Annotated in this window: 18 protein-coding genes; 2 read left to right on the top strand and 16 right to left on the bottom strand. The window is 48.8% G+C overall.

The features are described 5' to 3' along the window. Positions 1–33: 33 nt before the first annotated feature. Entirely contained in the window at positions 34–396 is a 363-nt protein-coding gene (locus AB3351_RS01895; RefSeq protein WP_371145418.1) for a hypothetical protein, read from the bottom strand. A gap of 197 nt (positions 397–593) precedes the next feature. On the opposite strand from AB3351_RS01895, the gene AB3351_RS01890 reads away from it, so the two are divergent. Next, a complete protein-coding gene (locus AB3351_RS01890) occupies positions 594–1,037 on the top strand; it encodes a GNAT family N-acetyltransferase (RefSeq protein WP_371145417.1) in 444 nt (147 codons plus the stop codon). Positions 1,038–1,171: 134 nt separating this feature from the next. Here AB3351_RS01890 and AB3351_RS01885 read toward each other — a convergent pair whose 3' ends face one another. The 8 genes from AB3351_RS01885 to AB3351_RS01850 all read right to left on the bottom strand — a co-directional run bounded on the left by AB3351_RS01885 (position 1,172) and on the right by AB3351_RS01850 (position 7,378). Beyond that, on the bottom strand, positions 1,172–1,354 hold the full coding sequence (locus AB3351_RS01885; RefSeq protein ID WP_371145416.1) for a hypothetical protein: 183 nt from the start codon (positions 1,352–1,354) through the stop codon (positions 1,172–1,174). Then, the gene (locus tag AB3351_RS01880; protein WP_370639186.1) at positions 1,338–1,481 is read right to left on the bottom strand and encodes a VOC family protein; all 144 of its coding nucleotides are present in this window, start codon (positions 1,479–1,481) and stop codon (positions 1,338–1,340) included. The genes AB3351_RS01885 and AB3351_RS01880 overlap by 17 nt, the downstream gene beginning before the upstream one ends. 90 nt (positions 1,482–1,571) lie before the next feature. Continuing rightward, positions 1,572–2,795: a CaiB/BaiF CoA transferase family protein gene (locus AB3351_RS01875; protein ID WP_371145415.1), complete on the bottom strand. Its 1,224-nt coding sequence runs from the start codon at positions 2,793–2,795 to the stop codon at positions 1,572–1,574. A gap of 36 nt (positions 2,796–2,831) precedes the next feature. Next, a complete protein-coding gene (locus tag AB3351_RS01870; RefSeq protein ID WP_371145414.1) occupies positions 2,832–4,163 on the bottom strand; it encodes a TRAP transporter large permease in 1,332 nt (443 codons plus the stop codon). 14 nt (positions 4,164–4,177) lie between these two features. Further along, on the bottom strand, positions 4,178–4,759 hold the full coding sequence (locus AB3351_RS01865) for a TRAP transporter small permease (protein WP_371145413.1): 582 nt from the start codon (positions 4,757–4,759) through the stop codon (positions 4,178–4,180). A gap of 21 nt (positions 4,760–4,780) precedes the next feature. Continuing rightward, positions 4,781–5,848, bottom strand: coding sequence for a TRAP transporter substrate-binding protein DctP (gene dctP / locus AB3351_RS01860; RefSeq protein WP_371145412.1), 1,068 nt, complete (start codon positions 5,846–5,848; stop codon positions 4,781–4,783). Positions 5,849–5,898: 50 nt separating this feature from the next. After that, positions 5,899–6,666, bottom strand: a complete 768-nt coding sequence (locus tag AB3351_RS01855) for an enoyl-CoA hydratase/isomerase family protein (RefSeq protein WP_371145411.1) — start codon at positions 6,664–6,666, stop codon at positions 5,899–5,901. A 34-nt stretch (positions 6,667–6,700) separates the two neighbouring features. Next, a complete protein-coding gene (locus AB3351_RS01850; RefSeq protein WP_371145410.1) occupies positions 6,701–7,378 on the bottom strand; it encodes a GntR family transcriptional regulator in 678 nt (225 codons plus the stop codon). 372 nt (positions 7,379–7,750) lie between these two features. Here AB3351_RS01850 and AB3351_RS01845 point away from each other — a divergent pair, with 372 nt between their 5' ends. Beyond that, positions 7,751–7,987, top strand: coding sequence for a hypothetical protein (locus AB3351_RS01845; protein ID WP_371145409.1), 237 nt, complete (start codon positions 7,751–7,753; stop codon positions 7,985–7,987). A 90-nt stretch (positions 7,988–8,077) separates the two neighbouring features. Here AB3351_RS01845 and AB3351_RS01840 read toward each other — a convergent pair whose 3' ends face one another. From AB3351_RS01840 to pdxA, 7 genes are all read right to left on the bottom strand, one after another. Next, entirely contained in the window at positions 8,078–8,875 is a 798-nt protein-coding gene (locus AB3351_RS01840; RefSeq protein ID WP_371145408.1) for an SDR family NAD(P)-dependent oxidoreductase, read from the bottom strand. Positions 8,876–8,945: 70 nt separating this feature from the next. After that, on the bottom strand, positions 8,946–9,578 hold the full coding sequence (gene kynB / locus AB3351_RS01835) for an arylformamidase (protein WP_371145407.1): 633 nt from the start codon (positions 9,576–9,578) through the stop codon (positions 8,946–8,948). Positions 9,579–9,614: 36 nt separating this feature from the next. Next, entirely contained in the window at positions 9,615–10,442 is an 828-nt protein-coding gene (gene kynA / locus AB3351_RS01830) for a tryptophan 2,3-dioxygenase (protein WP_371145406.1), read from the bottom strand. Positions 10,443–10,498: 56 nt separating this feature from the next. Next, positions 10,499–11,785 (bottom strand): kynureninase, encoded by a 1,287-nt coding sequence (gene kynU / locus AB3351_RS01825; RefSeq protein ID WP_371145405.1) that lies wholly within the window; start codon positions 11,783–11,785, stop codon positions 10,499–10,501. A 195-nt stretch (positions 11,786–11,980) separates the two neighbouring features. Further along, positions 11,981–13,030 (bottom strand): LLM class flavin-dependent oxidoreductase, encoded by a 1,050-nt coding sequence (locus tag AB3351_RS01820; protein WP_371145404.1) that lies wholly within the window; start codon positions 13,028–13,030, stop codon positions 11,981–11,983. A gap of 252 nt (positions 13,031–13,282) precedes the next feature. Continuing rightward, on the bottom strand, positions 13,283–14,251 hold the full coding sequence (locus AB3351_RS01815; protein WP_371145403.1) for a 2-hydroxyacid dehydrogenase: 969 nt from the start codon (positions 14,249–14,251) through the stop codon (positions 13,283–13,285). A gap of 65 nt (positions 14,252–14,316) precedes the next feature. After that, complete coding sequence (gene pdxA / locus AB3351_RS01810) at positions 14,317–15,318, bottom strand: 4-hydroxythreonine-4-phosphate dehydrogenase PdxA (RefSeq protein WP_371145402.1); 1,002 nt, start codon at positions 15,316–15,318, stop codon at positions 14,317–14,319. Between the last annotated feature and the right edge of the window lie 9 nt (positions 15,319–15,327).

Below are 15,327 nucleotides of genomic sequence, written 5' to 3'. Positions count from 1 at the left end.
ACCAGCGTAGAAATCTGCCTTGTTTTTTCGTGCTTACTTCTTGTTACTATGCCTTCGGATACTCGCGGTAACCGCAATAGGATCATCCATCTCAAAAATGACATACGTATACTTTTCATGTCCTTCTAATTCTATAATGACAAGCGGAACTCTGTGTTCGTAGGAAAGGAAATACCACTCATCCTTATATTTGAAGCTTCCTTCAAATATACTGAGCGGAGGAACCGAGGTTCCCGGCATCCGAAGCATCCATAGAGGAGCGTCAAAATAATCCACATGTACGCTTTTAATTGTATGATAGGGCAGTAGCAATTCGAATTTCAAAGCGAAGAAGCCGGTGGCTCCATTCAATTTTAGGATTACATTTTCTTCATCGAATCCAATCTCTCTTCCCATTCCTCCACCTCCTTATTTTAAGGATATACTTTTTCCTACCCTCTTCAAGTCAATCTTATCTTTAGGAGCGCAAACAAAGAAAGATTTTTTACAAATAAACCTATGCTTAAATTATCAACTATACGTATGGTTGCCATCCCTCTTCTCTGCTACACTAAAAAAGCAATAAAATTCGCAATGTTCACAGGAGGAAGAGGATGGTTACAGAATTTTTTTCAGAAGATGAGTGGCGCATTGCCTATCCCGTAATGCGCGACCTGCGCACAGAGCTTCAGGAGGACGAATTTATCACGATTATGAGGCAAATGAAAGAAGAAGGATACCGCTTGTTTGCACTGTATGAGCAGGACGAAATCGTTACACTGGCAGGCATTGCTGTTTTACATAACATGTACTATGGCAAACATATTTGGGTGCATGAGCTGGTAACGAAAGCAGACAAGCGCTCGAAAGGATACGGAGAGAAGATGCTTCACTTCCTCGCATCGTGGGGAGAAGAGCAGGGATGCGATACGATTGCTCTGGCCTCTGCTTTTTTTAGAGAAGACGCACATCGCTTTTACGAAGAAAAAATGGGATTTGAAAAATCTAACTTCACGTTTGTAAAGCAGTTGCATGTCTCGCCAGCTCCTCTCTCTTAATCCCACTGCTTCCTAGCAGCATAAAGGCCAGGACACATAAGCAATCCTGGCCCCTTGATTTTGTGCAGCTTTACACAGATACTGCCTCTTTGCTCTCTTCTTCTACATTCGACTCTTCAAGGACTGATGTCGCCTCACTTCGAAGCAGCAGCGTAGAAAAGAAGGTTAATCACCGCCGCCGGACTTACAGCGTACACGCTGCCAAGCTCGTGCCATAAAAACGTACAAATCAATGGAGCAAACCCACTTGCAATAATCGCGCCGAACTGTGTCCCCAGCGGAATGGGGATACCCGCTCTTCTAGCAGATGCTAGCAAGCATCATCTCTCCATCTACGGTCATAATTTTTTCGCTCTGGTGAAAGTCTAATACTTCCATAAAAAAGCGGGTGACAGTCTCTACATCATCTCCAGTAAGCAATACATGATCGAGGCGATACGGCACAATTCCCCGCAGTATTTAATGAAGCGTTCTCACACTCTGAAACTCTATATGAAAAAAGACCGTACGAAATGTATCGCACGGCCTTCCCTTCTATTTTACTACCTTATGCACTTCGTTATATATCACACCTGCACTTCGTAGTTGCTCAATCTCCTCGCCTGTATACCCCAATATCTCCTGTAAAACCGTTTCCGTATGCTCTCCTAAGCCAGGAGCAGGCAGGTCGATGCTTCCGGGCGCTGTAGAGAGTTTAATCGGAATGCCCGGCATCATGATGCGGCCAGCGGTTGGATGCTCCTGATGAACAATCATCTCCCGGGCCAGCACCTGCGGATGTTGGACGACCTTCTCTACATCATTGATGCAGCTTGACGGAATACCCGCCGCTTCAAATATCCCAAGCCATTCGTCTACCGTTCGCTGCTCGATCACCTCTTGCATAATCGGCTCCAGCTCCGTCCAATGATCGGTGCGCAGCATATTGGTCGCAAAGCGGGAATCCTCCGCCAGCTCAGCACGCCCGACTACCGTACACCATTTCCGCCATAGCTGGTCATTGCCTGCGGCGACGACAATATAATCATCCTGCGCTTTAAAGACGGCAAACGGCGTAATGGACGGGTGGCGATTTCCTGTCGCCTTTGGCGAAGTACCTGTTACGGCATATCTGGCGATCGCATTCTCCAAAATGGCAACCTGACAATCCAGCATGGCAACATCCACTTTTTCTCCTTCACCTGTACGATTCCTATGCTGCAGCGCAGACAGAATGCCAATCACCGTGAACAGTCCCGCTGTAATGTCACCTACCGATGCGCCGACCCGTGTAGGCGGCCCTCCTTCCTGCAGACTGGTCAGACTCATAATTCCTCCCATTCCCTGTACGATGAGATCATATGCGGCCTTGCTGCTGAAGGGACCTGTATGCCCGAAGCCTGAGCTAGAAGCATAGATGATGCGCGGGTTTATTTCTTTCAGCGCTTCATAGCCGAGTCCCAGCTTCTCCATCGTGCCTGGGCGGTAATTCTCCAGCACAACATCCGCTTCCTTTACCATTTTCCGAAAGACATCTTTTCCCTCTTCCTTCTTCAAATTCAGAGCAATGCTTTTTTTGTTGCGGTTAATGCTGATAAAATATACGCTCTCTCCATTTAAAAACGGTCCGAAACCGCGTGCATCGTCTCCACCATCCGGCGTTTCGATTTTAATGATTTCTGCACCTAAGTCGCCCAACACCATCGAAGCATACGGTCCTGCCAGCACCCTCGTCAAATCCAATACGCGAATGCCTTCCAATGCTTTTTTCTTTTCCATGAACTATCTCTCCTTCTCTCATTATTTCCGCTTTCCTTATTCCCCGATAATTTGACTTGGCAGCCAGGTTACCAAGTCTGGAAATACGGCAAGAATAACGATACAGACGGCAATCACACCCACATACGGAAGGGAGCCTTTAATAATATCTTTGAGCGGAATATCAGGCGCAATTCCTTTGACGACGAACAAATTCAATCCAACCGGCGGCGTAATCAGTCCCATTTCCATATTGATGGTCATAATAATGCCAAACCAGATCGGATCGAATCCGAGCCCTACAATGATCGGATATAAAATGGGAGCCGTCATCAAAATGATCGCCGCAGGCGGAAGAAAGCAACCGAGAAGTAAGAGAAAAAGATTAATGACGAAGAAGATTACCCACCGATTCCATTCAAGACCTACAACCAAGGATGCCAGTTCCTGCGGAATCGAGAGAAATCCCATGACTGTCCCCAAGAGCGCTGAGAATGCCATAATCAATAGAATCATCGTGCTTTCTTTCGTCGAACTGAGAAGAATGCCCATTAACTTTTTCCATGTCATCGAACGATACAGGATAACAACGATCAGTAAGGCGAGCAATGCCCCAATCGCGGCCGCTTCACTTGGCGTTGCAATGCCAAGATACAAGGAACCTAGCACACCGCCAATTAAAATAAGGAAAGGGATGCACTGAATAAGCGAGGCCATTCTCTCTTTTGCTGAGTAGCGTGTAATTGCCGCCACGTATTGGTCGGAAGAAACCTGAATGTTCTTCTTTTCCATCCGAACGGCAATCACTACCCACAAGCAGTAAAGCAGTGTCATCAGCAGACCGGGAATGATGCCGCCAATAAACAGCTTTCCGACGGACTGCTCTACCGCTACGCCGTAGAGGATCAATGTAACGCTGGGCGGAATCAAAATACCGAGCGTTCCCCCTGCCACAATCGCACCTGCGGCAATGGAATTGGAGTAGCCTCGTCTCTTCATTTCTGGAATGGCGGCCCCACCAATTGCTGCTGCCGTGGCTGGACTTGAACCTGATATGGCGGCAAAGATGGCGGATGCGGCAATGCTGCTGATGGCCATACCGCCCGGAAGCCAACCCAGCCAGCGCTGCACGGCCTCAAACAAATCGGTGCTGGCTTTTGAACCAGAAAAGACCGCCCCCATAAAGATGAATAACGGAATGGAGAGAACAGCGAAATCATCGAGTGAACTGTATAGGAAATTGGCTAACATATTGACCTGATCCATCTCTAAAAACAACAGCATGGAAGCAACCGCGGTAATGCCCAGCGCAAACGCAATCGGCATCCCTGACACCATTACCAGCAGCGCAAAAAATCCGATTCCTGCCCCAATCGCAAGCGAACTCATACATTCCCTCCTTCTCAGCTCGTTTTCATCTTCTCTTTCCGCATGCTTTGCACTTCCGCCGTTTCATTAGTACGCGATGATGTATGCGCTTTCAACCAACTCCAATCTTCATACAGCAGAACAATGAACTGAAGCGTCATCAGAAGCATGCCCAGCGGGAGAGCGATATACGGAATACTGAGCGGTGTAGAAATAAGCGATTCGGCGCGCCAGCCATTTTCATACGCTTCCAACCACAGTACACCTGCACGCCAACCGATTAGAATGGTTAGCCCTATGCAGAGCAGCGATGTAAACATACGCATCTTTTTCTGGGCGCGAGGCGCTAATTTGCTAACGAGAAGGTCAATCCCTACATGAGCATCATGCTTTAATCCATACGAGGCACCGACAAAAGAAGTAAACAAAAGCAAATACATGCTGATTTCAATTTGCCAAATGGCCGGCTGAGCAAAAAAGTAACGCATAACGACTTCATGGACAATAATTAACGTAGAAATCAGAACCGCTCCCCCGCTGAGATATCCGCTCCATTCGCTTAGCATGTCAATGAAGCGGATTACCCCCGGCCTTTTCTTTAGCATTTCTTCATCCATATCGATCAGCCCCTTATTGGCTTATTTTACTTTTTGAGCCAGCTCAATGAGTTCTTGACCGCCTTCCACATCTTTAGCAAATTGCTTCCATACATGTTCGGAGAGCTGCTTCCATTCAGTAAACGAAGCATCGTCCATTTGTACAACTTTCACTCCCGCCTCAGCAAAGGCTTTATCTACCGCATCATCATCAGCTTTAGACGCCTCGTACGCAAAGGATTGCAGGGATTTTCCCACCTCGACTACCGCGGTCTGCTGCTCGGGTGTTAGCTTCTCAAATGTACGGGTGCTGATCACCAACGGCTCAAACATAAACCAGAACGTATTCTCGCTAGGAGAGACGTATGATTTAATCTGCTCCTGCAATTTATATGAGGCAAAAGAAGAAGCGGACGTTACCGCTGCATCTAGAATGCCGGTTTGAAACGCTGAATAGATTTCAGAGGACGGCATGGAGGTAATGCCTGCACCTGCCGTCTGAAGCATCGCTTCCACCCGTTTGCCGGCCGCTCTCATCTTCATTCCCTTTTTTAGATCAGCCGGTTTTACAATGGGCTCGCCTTTGCTGCCGATCCCTCCGGCATTCCATACCCATGTCAAAATTTTCACACCATTCTTTTCGCTGATCTCTTCCAACTTTTGACCGACTTCACTTGTTTGCCAAGCTTTCGCCTGCTCATGGTTATGAACGAGTGCGGGCATTAAGGAAATGTCGAACTGCGGCACTTTGCCGGACGCATAATCCAGCGGGAAAATAGACATATCAAGCGCACCCTGCTGCATCGCATCCCACTGTTCTTTTGGCTTGACTAACGCTGAAGACGGATATACTTCCACTTTGATCGACCCGTTTGTCCGCTTTTCTATCTCTTCTGCAAATCGGACAGCCAACTGCCCGCGAAAGTCCCCTTTATCTCGCTCGGCTTTCGGAAATTGATGGGATAGCTTTAGCGTTACAGTCGATGAGGACTCACTTTTACCGGAAGCTGCCGTCGTTGATGTGGATGACTTATTCGCAAGACCGCAAGCAGCTAGAAGCGCACAAGAAAGAGTAACCGCAACAACGGAAAATAGTTTCCTGCTTTTCATAGCATATAGCCTCCTCATAGTATTAAGCGCTTACATTTTTTGCGACGAACCTATGTAAACTGTGGAGAACGCTTCTCAGCAAATGCTAGGCAGCCCTCTGCAAAATCTACAGGATCGGCATACATCCACGGAATATCGTTTTTCCATTCACACAAGCGAGCTGCTTGTTTGACTGCCTGCAGCGATTTAGGTGATTGCTCGGCAATTCGTTGTGCCAAATCAAGCATATACGTCTCCATATCCTCTTGCTTTACAACTTTATTTAGCAACCCAAGCTGAACTGCTTCTTTGTAATCGTACAACCGATTGGTATATACCAATTCCTTTGTCCGGCTCTGGCCGATCATCCGAATGATTCTTCTTACAAATGAAGGGCCGAGCGTAATTCCCAAACGTCCTACCGGAATGCCAAGCTTGGTGTTTTCTGTACCGATACGCATATCACAGGCTAGCGCAAGCACAAAGCCCGCACCTAGAGCCGGACCGTCCACAGCACAAATCACAGGCATTGGCAAATTCTCAAATGCAGTAATCGCTTCTTCCATTAAACCAAACACTTCATTTGCTTCCTTATGGGACATTGCCGTGAACTCTTTAATATCGGCACCTGCGGTAAACTGACCGGGACCTCCGCGCAGGATCACTACTCTTGTCTTCTTGCGCTCCCTAATTTCGCATGCAATCTGCTTCAGATCTTTCCACATATTCGCAGTCAGCGCGTTATACGCATGCGGACGCTTTATGGTCACGATCGCAATATGTGACGTTTCCTGCAATGTAATTTTGCCATCGGACGTGCGGTTAATTATGATTCTCATACAATCTCCTTCTCTTTCTATATGATTATTCCATTCAACCGTTCTCTTCTAGCTGCTGAAGGTCCGCCGCGATAAATCGCTCCACACGTGGGCGTATTGTCTCATTATGAGCGGATAATGTTTTCCTTACTTCATCCCACCTCTCTTCCTTCATTAACGCTACGATTTGTCTGTGTTCAGCAAGGGATTGGGCGATGTCCTTGTTTTCAACAAAGGATACCATTTGCAAAGACAACAGCCGTGTGCTGATCCCCGCATACATATCACGAATGATATCGCTCTCCGTGGCGACAATGAGCTGCTGGTGGAATTGAGCATTCAGTTGAACATACGCTTTATTATTGCTGCGCTGCTCCTCCATCTGTTCAATGATGCGCTGCATTTCCTCAATGCAGTGGCGCTTTCTGGCATGCTGGATTCTGCGCACCGCTAAATCTTCCACGAAGTTCCGAATCTCGATAATATCTACGATTTCCTGCTTTGTATATGTTTTAACAATCGTGCCTCTGCGTGGAATTTTTTCGACTACACCTTCAAGTGTGAGGAGATAAAAAGCCTCACGCACAGGAGCACGGCTTGTACCGAATTGCTCGGCATACCTGGCTTCAATTAACTTTTCACCAGGGCGAATCTTGCCTTTTACAATGTCTTCGATAATGCTCTCTTTGATCAGGGCTGACAGGGCATTATTAATCATGACTTTTTGATTCATAGACGCTACCGCTCCTTCCACACTCCCCCATTCTTTATGTACAATGGTTGATTGTTGTTTGTTGATTGTCGACAAAATTAATATAACATAAAGACAGTATATATATTTAAAAATTATGAATATTATAACTAATTTAATTAGTAAGACCTACCTTTATTTGAAACCATATAGGCGTTACAGGAGTATTCTACTAGAGTGATCTCGTTTAACAACGTTCCCACATCCGGTATGGAGATCATTATGCTTAATTTCTCAGATCAGCTACTGGTCAACCTGATCGTCCTCCTCATTTTTTTTTGCACACAGATAGGCTACAATCCATACAATATGGTGGGTATATACATATAGTATCGGGAAAGGAGTTGATTCATAATGAGTCGCTGTTCCCGTCCACACTGCCCGCCGGCTAAACCGATCGTTCAGGACCCTAAGAGAGTATACAGAGACTTCTATCATCCGCAAACGGTTCCTGTCATTCAACCGATCGAAATTATTAACCGGCATCACTGTGTCCCTGTGTATCAGCATTCCTATTGCTACAAAGTAAAGAACGAGTTTTGCGGGAATCCCTCTTGCCATTGCCGTCACCACAAAAAGCGGCACCACTAATTAAGGTAGCAGGTTCATACGAAGTCGAGCACGAAAAAAGACGCTATTCTTGAAATGAGAATAGCGTCTTTTTTGCTTTCATATTGGGATCTAGTAATAATGCTCTTTCGGCCCTTTGTAATCCTGTAATATATTGCCGCCATCGACCACAAACAATTGTCCGGTAATATAGGAAGCATGCTCGGAAGCCAAGAATGCGATCATATGACCAACCTCCTCCGGGCGGCCATTACGGCCAATCGGAGTATTTAGGCCCGCCGCCGCTTCGTGCTCTGTCTGTGAACCTGTAGCAATCCAGCCCGGCGCTACATTGTTTACCGTAATGTTATGCTTGGCAACCTCGATGGCAATTCCTTTGCTCATACCTACCATTGCGGCTTTTGCCGCGCTGTAAGCCGATTCCCCCGGATTGCTTACCAGCGGACCTGTAACAGAAGACACATTAATAATTCTGCCGTATTCATTGCGTATCATCTGCGGCAGCAGCGCACGCGTTACATTGAAGCATGTGGTCAGATTGCGGGAAATTGATTCATCCCAATCTTCATCTGCAAGCTCGGCAAAGGAAATGAACTTCTCAGGAGAGCCTACCTGCGCCATGCCCGCATTGTTAACGAGAATATCGATCCTTCCAAAGTCGTTCAGCACCGAGCGCACCAAGGTACGCACCTGATCCCGATCCATCAGGTCAGCTACGTATCCGCGCGCATCCACGCCGCTTTCTTTCAGTTCATTTACCCGCTCATTGATGCGTTCCGTTGTAGCAACAATGGCGATTTTCCCTCCCAATCTACCGATAATCTCTGCGGTAGAAAAACCAATTCCCTGGCGGCTGCCTGCACCGGTAACAAGGCAGACCCGATCATCAAAACGAGTATGTACGTGCACGAATCTCTTACCTCCCTCTATGAATAGAGCTATGATATCATGTAGGCTATCATTTGTCTGTATCATAGAGTTACTCTTCAGAAATCTTGCGCAGCGCAGCCCGCACCGGGCTTCCGTCCGCTTCTGCGAGCGGCAGCGGCAGCGCGGCCAATTCATAGTCTCCCGGCGCTATGCCGTCCAGCACAATCCCCTCCAGAATATGAATGCCGTGACGTGCAAGCGCATGATGCGCAGGCAATGTTTTGCTGTCCAGCTGATCAACAGAGGGCAGATCCACCCCAAGCAAACGCACACCCTTTTCCGCAAGATAGTCGGCTGCCTCCGCTTCTACATGAGGAATCGTCTCCGGAAACACCTGACGATTGCGCCAGGCCCCCGTATAAATCAACAGCCGCTCCACACCTGCTATATCCATGCCACGCATCTCCCGTATCCCCATCTGTCTCGTGTTCGGCAGATGGATAACCCGCGCCCGGCCGATATACAGATCAAGATCCAATTCCAACACCCGCTTCCCCTCCTCATCAAAATGAAAAGGGGCGTCAATATGTGTACCCGCGTGGGTACTCATCGTAATCTGACCTACATTGACCGAGCCGCTGTCCTGCTTTTTCCAGTTCAATTGGTAGGAGAACGGCGTATCTCCCGGCCACATGGCCACCTGATCATCGAGACGCTGTGAAATATCAATCCATCTAGTCATGCAGACACCTTCCTCCCCGCTTTTTCTTTCGTCTGGCTACAACTTCGTGCGCAGACTCCACAGTTCAGGAAAAAAATGATACTGAAGGGCCTGTTTTAAGTAGGCCACTCCCGAAGAGCCGCCCGTGCCCTGCTTGTGGCCGATGATCCGCTCGACCGTGCTCATATGGTTATAGCGCCAGAGCTGCTGCCCGCTTCCGATATCCACCAGCTTTTCGGCCAGCTCGTATAAGTCCCAGTATTGATCTACATGACGATAGACCGTTAACCATGCCGCCTCTACGCTGGCATTGGCCTGATAAGGCTCCGAGCGATCCCTTTTCAGGCATTCCGGATCAATCGGCAGGCCCCGGGCTGCGAGCGCTTCAATCGTTGCATCGTAAATGCTCGGCTCCTGCAGCGCCTGCTGCATGCGCGCATACAGCTTGGGATCATGCTTGAATACAGCGAGTGTATGGGCGTTTTTCTGTCCCAGCGCAAACTCGATCAAGCGATTTTGATACGACTGAAAACCAGAAGAGTGTCCTAGCTTATCTCTGAACTCCATATACTCGGAAGGAGTTAACGTCGATAAGACACTCCAGGACTGAATCAGCTGCTGCTGGATTTTGGAGATGCGAGCCAGCATTTTGCAGGGCGCTTCCAATTCCCCTCTGCGAATGCAGTGAATGGCGGCGGACAGCTCATGCAAGATCAGCTTCATCCACAGCTCGCTTGCCTGGTGAATCACAATAAACAGCATCTCATCATGATGCTCCGAGATGCGCTGCTGACTTTCTAGCAGCGTGTCAAGCTGCAGATAATCGCTATAGGACATTTCTTTTGCAAAGTCCGTATGCACCTTTTGCTCTTTTTCGTCATGCATGCGATCCCTCCTCTTCTTAGTTTGTCGTCCAAAAATCCATTCAGGAATGCATGTGCCTAGGCAATGACATCACGCTTATTTTCAAACCGCATATACTGCTTCTCTTCCATAATTTTTTTCAGTATTTGCACCGTTTTCCAAATATCCGTATACGAGGTGTACAGCGCAATCGGCGCAAGACGAATAATATTTGGCGCACGGAAATCAGGAATGACCCCGTTTTTCTTCAGCGCTTTGCAGATGCGTGCCGCTTCTTCATGCTCTAGACTGATATGACCGCCCCGACGCCGCTCCTCTACCGGATTGCCAATGGCAAAGCCCATATTGGGAAGTTCAGATGCTATCAGATCCATCAAGTATGCGGTCATCTGAAGCGACTTGCGGCGGATGTTCTCCATGCCAGCCTCTGCAAACATCTCCAAAGAGCCAAGCAAAGGAGCCAAGCTCAATATATGCGGCGTGCCAATTTGATAGGCACCGGCCGTCTCCGCCGGTGTCAATGTATGCTCCAGATCAAACTGCTTTTCTTTTTTTGCGCCGAACCATCCGGCCAGACCCGGATGCCGTCCAAAATGCTTTTCATTGACATACAGGCCCCCAATACTGCCAGGGCCGCCGTTGAGGTGCTTATAATTGCACCAGTATGCAAAATCCACTCCCCATTCGCTGAAAGCGTGAGGAATGGCTCCTACCGAATGGCATCCGTCAAATCCAATTAAAATTCCACGGCCATGTGCCGCTCTTGTCAGCCGCTCCATATCGAGAATTTGCCCGCTGCGATACAGCACCGTGGGCAGGATCGCCAAGGCAATGTCTTCTGTCATCGCTGCGATAATGTCTTCTTCTGCAAGAAAGCGGCCATCGCGGCTCTCCACCTGAATAAGGTGTGTATCCGGTTCATAGCCATGCAGGCGGAGCTGGCTTTGCAGCGCATAAATATCGGTGGGAAACGTCAGCGTATCCGCTAAAATTTTCGTGCGTGTTCCCTGCGGCTGATAAAAGGTCGCCACAAGCTGATGCAGATTCACCGTGGTCGAGCCTGTGACGATGACTTCTTCCGGCTTTGCCCCTACTAAGGGCGCGCTCATCTCACCGAGTTTTTCAGACATGTAAAACCACGGCTGATTTCCATAGCTCCATCCGTCGATGCCATACGTCTTCCAATCGTGCAATGAAGCAAGTAGCGCCTGTTCCGCCCGCTGCGAAAGAAGCCCCAGTGAATTCCCATCCATATAAATCGTATCGGAAAGCAGGTAAAACTCCTGCCGAAAGCAGGACAGCTCATCATGCTGATCCAGCTTCTGGGCATACGTCAATGTAGGTACGAACGAATCGAAAGACATGCGGACCTCCCTGCATGAAAATATAGTAATCACACTAAAATCGTAGCAATATTGCGACAAAATGTAAATTGAAACTTACTCTTTTCATCATGTGTGAGTATGGATACCGCCTCTACTCGTGGAATATAAACAAGCCGTCCAATACATACGGACGGCTTGTTCGATAGAAGCTGGAAGAGAACGCAGGCTCCTTTATTATGCTCGACTTTTTTCTTTAACAATTTCTGCGACGATCTCGAATGAACGCAGCCGGGCCTGATGATCGTAAATCTGGGCATTCACCATGATTTCATCGGCCTGGGTTTCCTGTATGAACGCGGACAGCTTCTCTCTGACAGTTTGCGGCCCACCGATAATGGATGTGCTCAGTTGTCTATGGAGGACTACTCTCTCATACTCGCTGCTCATTTCATGGATGCTTTCCACCGGTGGCTGCAGCTTCCCGGGATGGTTGCGCATCAGATTCAGGAATTGCTGCTGCATGGAGGTGGCCAGCCACTGAGCCGTATCATCACGATCGGCGGCAATGATATTCACCCCAACCATTGCATACGGCTCCTCAAGTACGTCTGACGCCTCAAAAGAATTCCGATATAATTCAAGGGCAGGCAGCGTATTCTCCGGCGAAAAATGGCTGGCAAAGGCAAAAGGCAGGCCAAGCTGTCCGGCCAGGCGGGCGCTGAAGCCGCTGGAGCCCAATAGCCAGATCGGCACATGGAGCCCTTCACCAGGAACCGCACGCACACGGCTTCCTCCCTCCGCAAGCGACGGATCAAAATAAGCGCGCAGCTCAGCTAGCTGCTCAGGAAAATCATGCCCATCGCTTCTTCGATCCCGCCGCAGGGCATGGGCCGTAATCTGATCGGTGCCTGGTGCGCGGCCCAGTCCCAGGTCAATCCGTCCAGGAAACAGCGATTCAAGCGTCCCGAACTGCTCCGCGATTACCAGCGGCGCGTGATTTGGAAGCATGATGCCGCCCGAGCCTACACGGATGCTGGACGTACCTGCTGCCACATGCCCGATGACAACCGAGGTAGCAGAGCTGGCGATCCCTTGCATATTGTGATGTTCAGCGAGCCAGTAGCGGGTATAGCCCCATGCTTCGGCATGCTGTGCCAGATCCAGCGTATTGCGCAGTGCATCTGCGGCGGTCCCTCCTTCTACAATCGGCGCAAGATCAAGGATGGAGAAAGTAATGTCACATGGCTGCTTCATGTTAGTATGGTTAGAAAATTCTTTGGACATCTTTTCATCTTCTTTCTTTATATGATACGTTCGTTATAAAACCAATTCTGAGGATACTTTATACTTTTACCCTACCCATTAAAGCCATACCTATATTTTATCAATCTCCATAAGCATCTCAAACCTGACAATGTGCTCGTTTCAAGTGCAGAGTGGTGAAGTATGTCGGGAGACTGCGAAAGGGCTGATCCCTCTTATAGGATCAGCCCTTTTGTCAGCTTCACAAGGCTAAAGCATCTCTTTTTTCCTTCTCTATAGCGTAACTTCAAACGGAAGCGGGTCTCCTTGCAGGCCCGCAATAATATTTTGTGCAGCAGTCATCGCCATATGTTCCCTAGTGGCGATGCTGGCACTTCCGATATGAGGCAGTACGGTCACATTTGGCAGGGTCAATAGCGGATGCGCGGGATCAACGGGTTCTCTCTCAAAGACATCAAGTCCCGCCGCCCAGATTTTTCTGTTTTTCAGCGCCTGATACAATGCGCTCTCATCGACATTTGTCCCCCGTGATGTATTAATAAAAACGGCATTTGATTTCATGAGCGCAAATTCCCGCTCGCCGAGCATATGCCTGGTTTGCGACGAGCCTGGGGCCAGCAGCACCACAAAGTCGGATTCACGCAGCAAATCATCCAGCTCGCGATACATAGCACCCAGATCCTCTTCGGCTTTGGGTCTTCGACTCCGGTTGTGATACAGTACTTTCATGTCAAAACCGCGCGCACGGCGGGCTACCCCCTCACCGATACGGCCCATGCCAATAATACCAAGAGTGGCACCGAATATGTCCTGTCCGGTCAACAGCATCGGACCCCAGCTCTGCCATTGTCCGCTGTGCACATAGGCCGAACCTTCCACAATGCGGCGAGCCGTAGCCATCAGAAGCGCAAACGTTAAATCAGCCGTAGCCTCCGTGAGAATTCCCGGCGTATGGCCCACAGGAATGCGCCGTTCTTGTGCTGCCCCTACATCGATATTGTCAAATCCAACCGCCATCGTACTGATGACTTTCAAATGAGGCGCGCTCTCAATAAGCGCACGGTCAATACGGTCACTTACATTTGTAAAAACTGCCGCTGCCTCTTTCATTTCACGAGCAAGCACCTCATCAGGAATCGCCTCCTCCTCCGAGTCCCATACATACGTGTCCCCATATTCTCGAAGCAATCGCAATGCCGGTTCCGGAATTTTTCTGGTTACGACAATTTTAGGTCTGTCCATGCGCTCACTCCCTTTTATTTTTTGATGGATAACAAAGGAACAGCAGAGCGGTGCCATCCCTTTGCTTATACTCGCTCCGGCGCCAGTTCTACCGCCTGGCGAATCGCCTCTCTCAGGCTTAAATCATCAGCGATTGCCTTACCGGCAATATCAAATGCGGTTCCATGATCCACGCTTGTACGAATAATCGGCAGGCCGACTGTAATGTTTACGCCGGCTTCAAGCCCGAGTACCTTAACGGGTCCATGCCCCTGATCATGATACATGGCAACCACGATATCAAAATCGCCGCGGGTTGCGCGGAAAAAAAGCGTATCCGCCGGTAGAGGACCGGATACAAGAATGCCTTCTTCCTGTGCTTTTTGCACCGCAGGCACAATTTTCTCCTCTTCTTCCCCGTATCCGAACAATCCGTTTTCGCCAGCATGCGGATTGATGCCACACACCGCGATACGCGGCTGCTCGTAGCCGGCTCTTTGCAGTGTGTCGTGCGCCAGCTTGATCACTGTATAAACGCGAGATGGATTAATTTTTTTCACAGCATCCAAAATCCCGATATGCGTTGTTACATGAATCACCTTTAGATTTGGAGCCGACAGCATCATTGAATAGTCCGATGTGCCGGTAAGCTCCGCCAGAATTTCCGTATGGCCCGGATATACATGCCCCGCCTTATGCAGTGCTTCCTTATTTAGCGGCGCAGTGCAAATCGCATCGATTTTATCTTCGCTTGCAAGCTGGATGGCTTTTTCTAAGTATCGGAAAGCCGCATTGCCTGCCGCTGCCGAGATTTGTCCAATAGGCAAATCAGCCGGCAGCAAATCCAGGTCAATACACTCTACCGTTCCATAAGCAAACGCAGCCTCATCCGGAGAAGCAATCTGGCGGATTTGCGCTGAATTTCCGACGATCTTTGCAGCACGCTCCAGTATCTTTACATCTCCAATAACGAATGGACGGCAGATCGTATAGACATCTTCCTGCATAAGTGCTTTCATAATGATCTCAGGCCCAACACCTGCACCGTCGCCCATCGTAATACCGATAATCGGTCTTTTTCCTGCCATTTTGTTCAT

Origin of the sequence: Aneurinibacillus sp. REN35 (assembly GCF_041379945.2) — a bacterium.
GTDB lineage: Bacteria > Bacillota > Bacilli > Aneurinibacillales > Aneurinibacillaceae > Aneurinibacillus.
This window is presented reverse-complemented; position numbering and strand designations above follow the sequence as displayed.

Coding starts and splice junctions, on each gene's coding strand:
- AB3351_RS01850 (WP_371145410.1), bottom strand. CDS start 7,378: ATGAATCAAAAAGTCATGATTAATAATGCCCTGTCAGCCCTGATCAAA.
- kynA (WP_371145406.1), bottom strand. CDS start 10,442: ATGCATGACGAAAAAGAGCAAAAGGTGCATACGGACTTTGCAAAAGAA.
- AB3351_RS01875 (WP_371145415.1), bottom strand. CDS start 2,795: ATGGAAAAGAAAAAAGCATTGGAAGGCATTCGCGTATTGGATTTGACG.
- kynB (WP_371145407.1), bottom strand. CDS start 9,578: ATGACTAGATGGATTGATATTTCACAGCGTCTCGATGATCAGGTGGCC.
- AB3351_RS01855 (WP_371145411.1), bottom strand. CDS start 6,666: ATGAGAATCATAATTAACCGCACGTCCGATGGCAAAATTACATTGCAG.
- AB3351_RS01845 (WP_371145409.1), top strand. CDS start 7,751: ATGAGTCGCTGTTCCCGTCCACACTGCCCGCCGGCTAAACCGATCGTT.
- AB3351_RS01865 (WP_371145413.1), bottom strand. CDS start 4,759: ATGGATGAAGAAATGCTAAAGAAAAGGCCGGGGGTAATCCGCTTCATT.
- AB3351_RS01870 (WP_371145414.1), bottom strand. CDS start 4,163: ATGAGTTCGCTTGCGATTGGGGCAGGAATCGGATTTTTTGCGCTGCTG.
- AB3351_RS01820 (WP_371145404.1), bottom strand. CDS start 13,030: ATGTCCAAAGAATTTTCTAACCATACTAACATGAAGCAGCCATGTGAC.
- AB3351_RS01890 (WP_371145417.1), top strand. CDS start 594: ATGGTTACAGAATTTTTTTCAGAAGATGAGTGGCGCATTGCCTATCCC.
- AB3351_RS01895 (WP_371145418.1), bottom strand. CDS start 396: ATGGGAAGAGAGATTGGATTCGATGAAGAAAATGTAATCCTAAAATTG.
- kynU (WP_371145405.1), bottom strand. CDS start 11,785: ATGTCTTTCGATTCGTTCGTACCTACATTGACGTATGCCCAGAAGCTG.
- pdxA (WP_371145402.1), bottom strand. CDS start 15,318: ATGGCAGGAAAAAGACCGATTATCGGTATTACGATGGGCGACGGTGCA.
- AB3351_RS01815 (WP_371145403.1), bottom strand. CDS start 14,251: ATGGACAGACCTAAAATTGTCGTAACCAGAAAAATTCCGGAACCGGCA.
- dctP (WP_371145412.1), bottom strand. CDS start 5,848: ATGAAAAGCAGGAAACTATTTTCCGTTGTTGCGGTTACTCTTTCTTGT.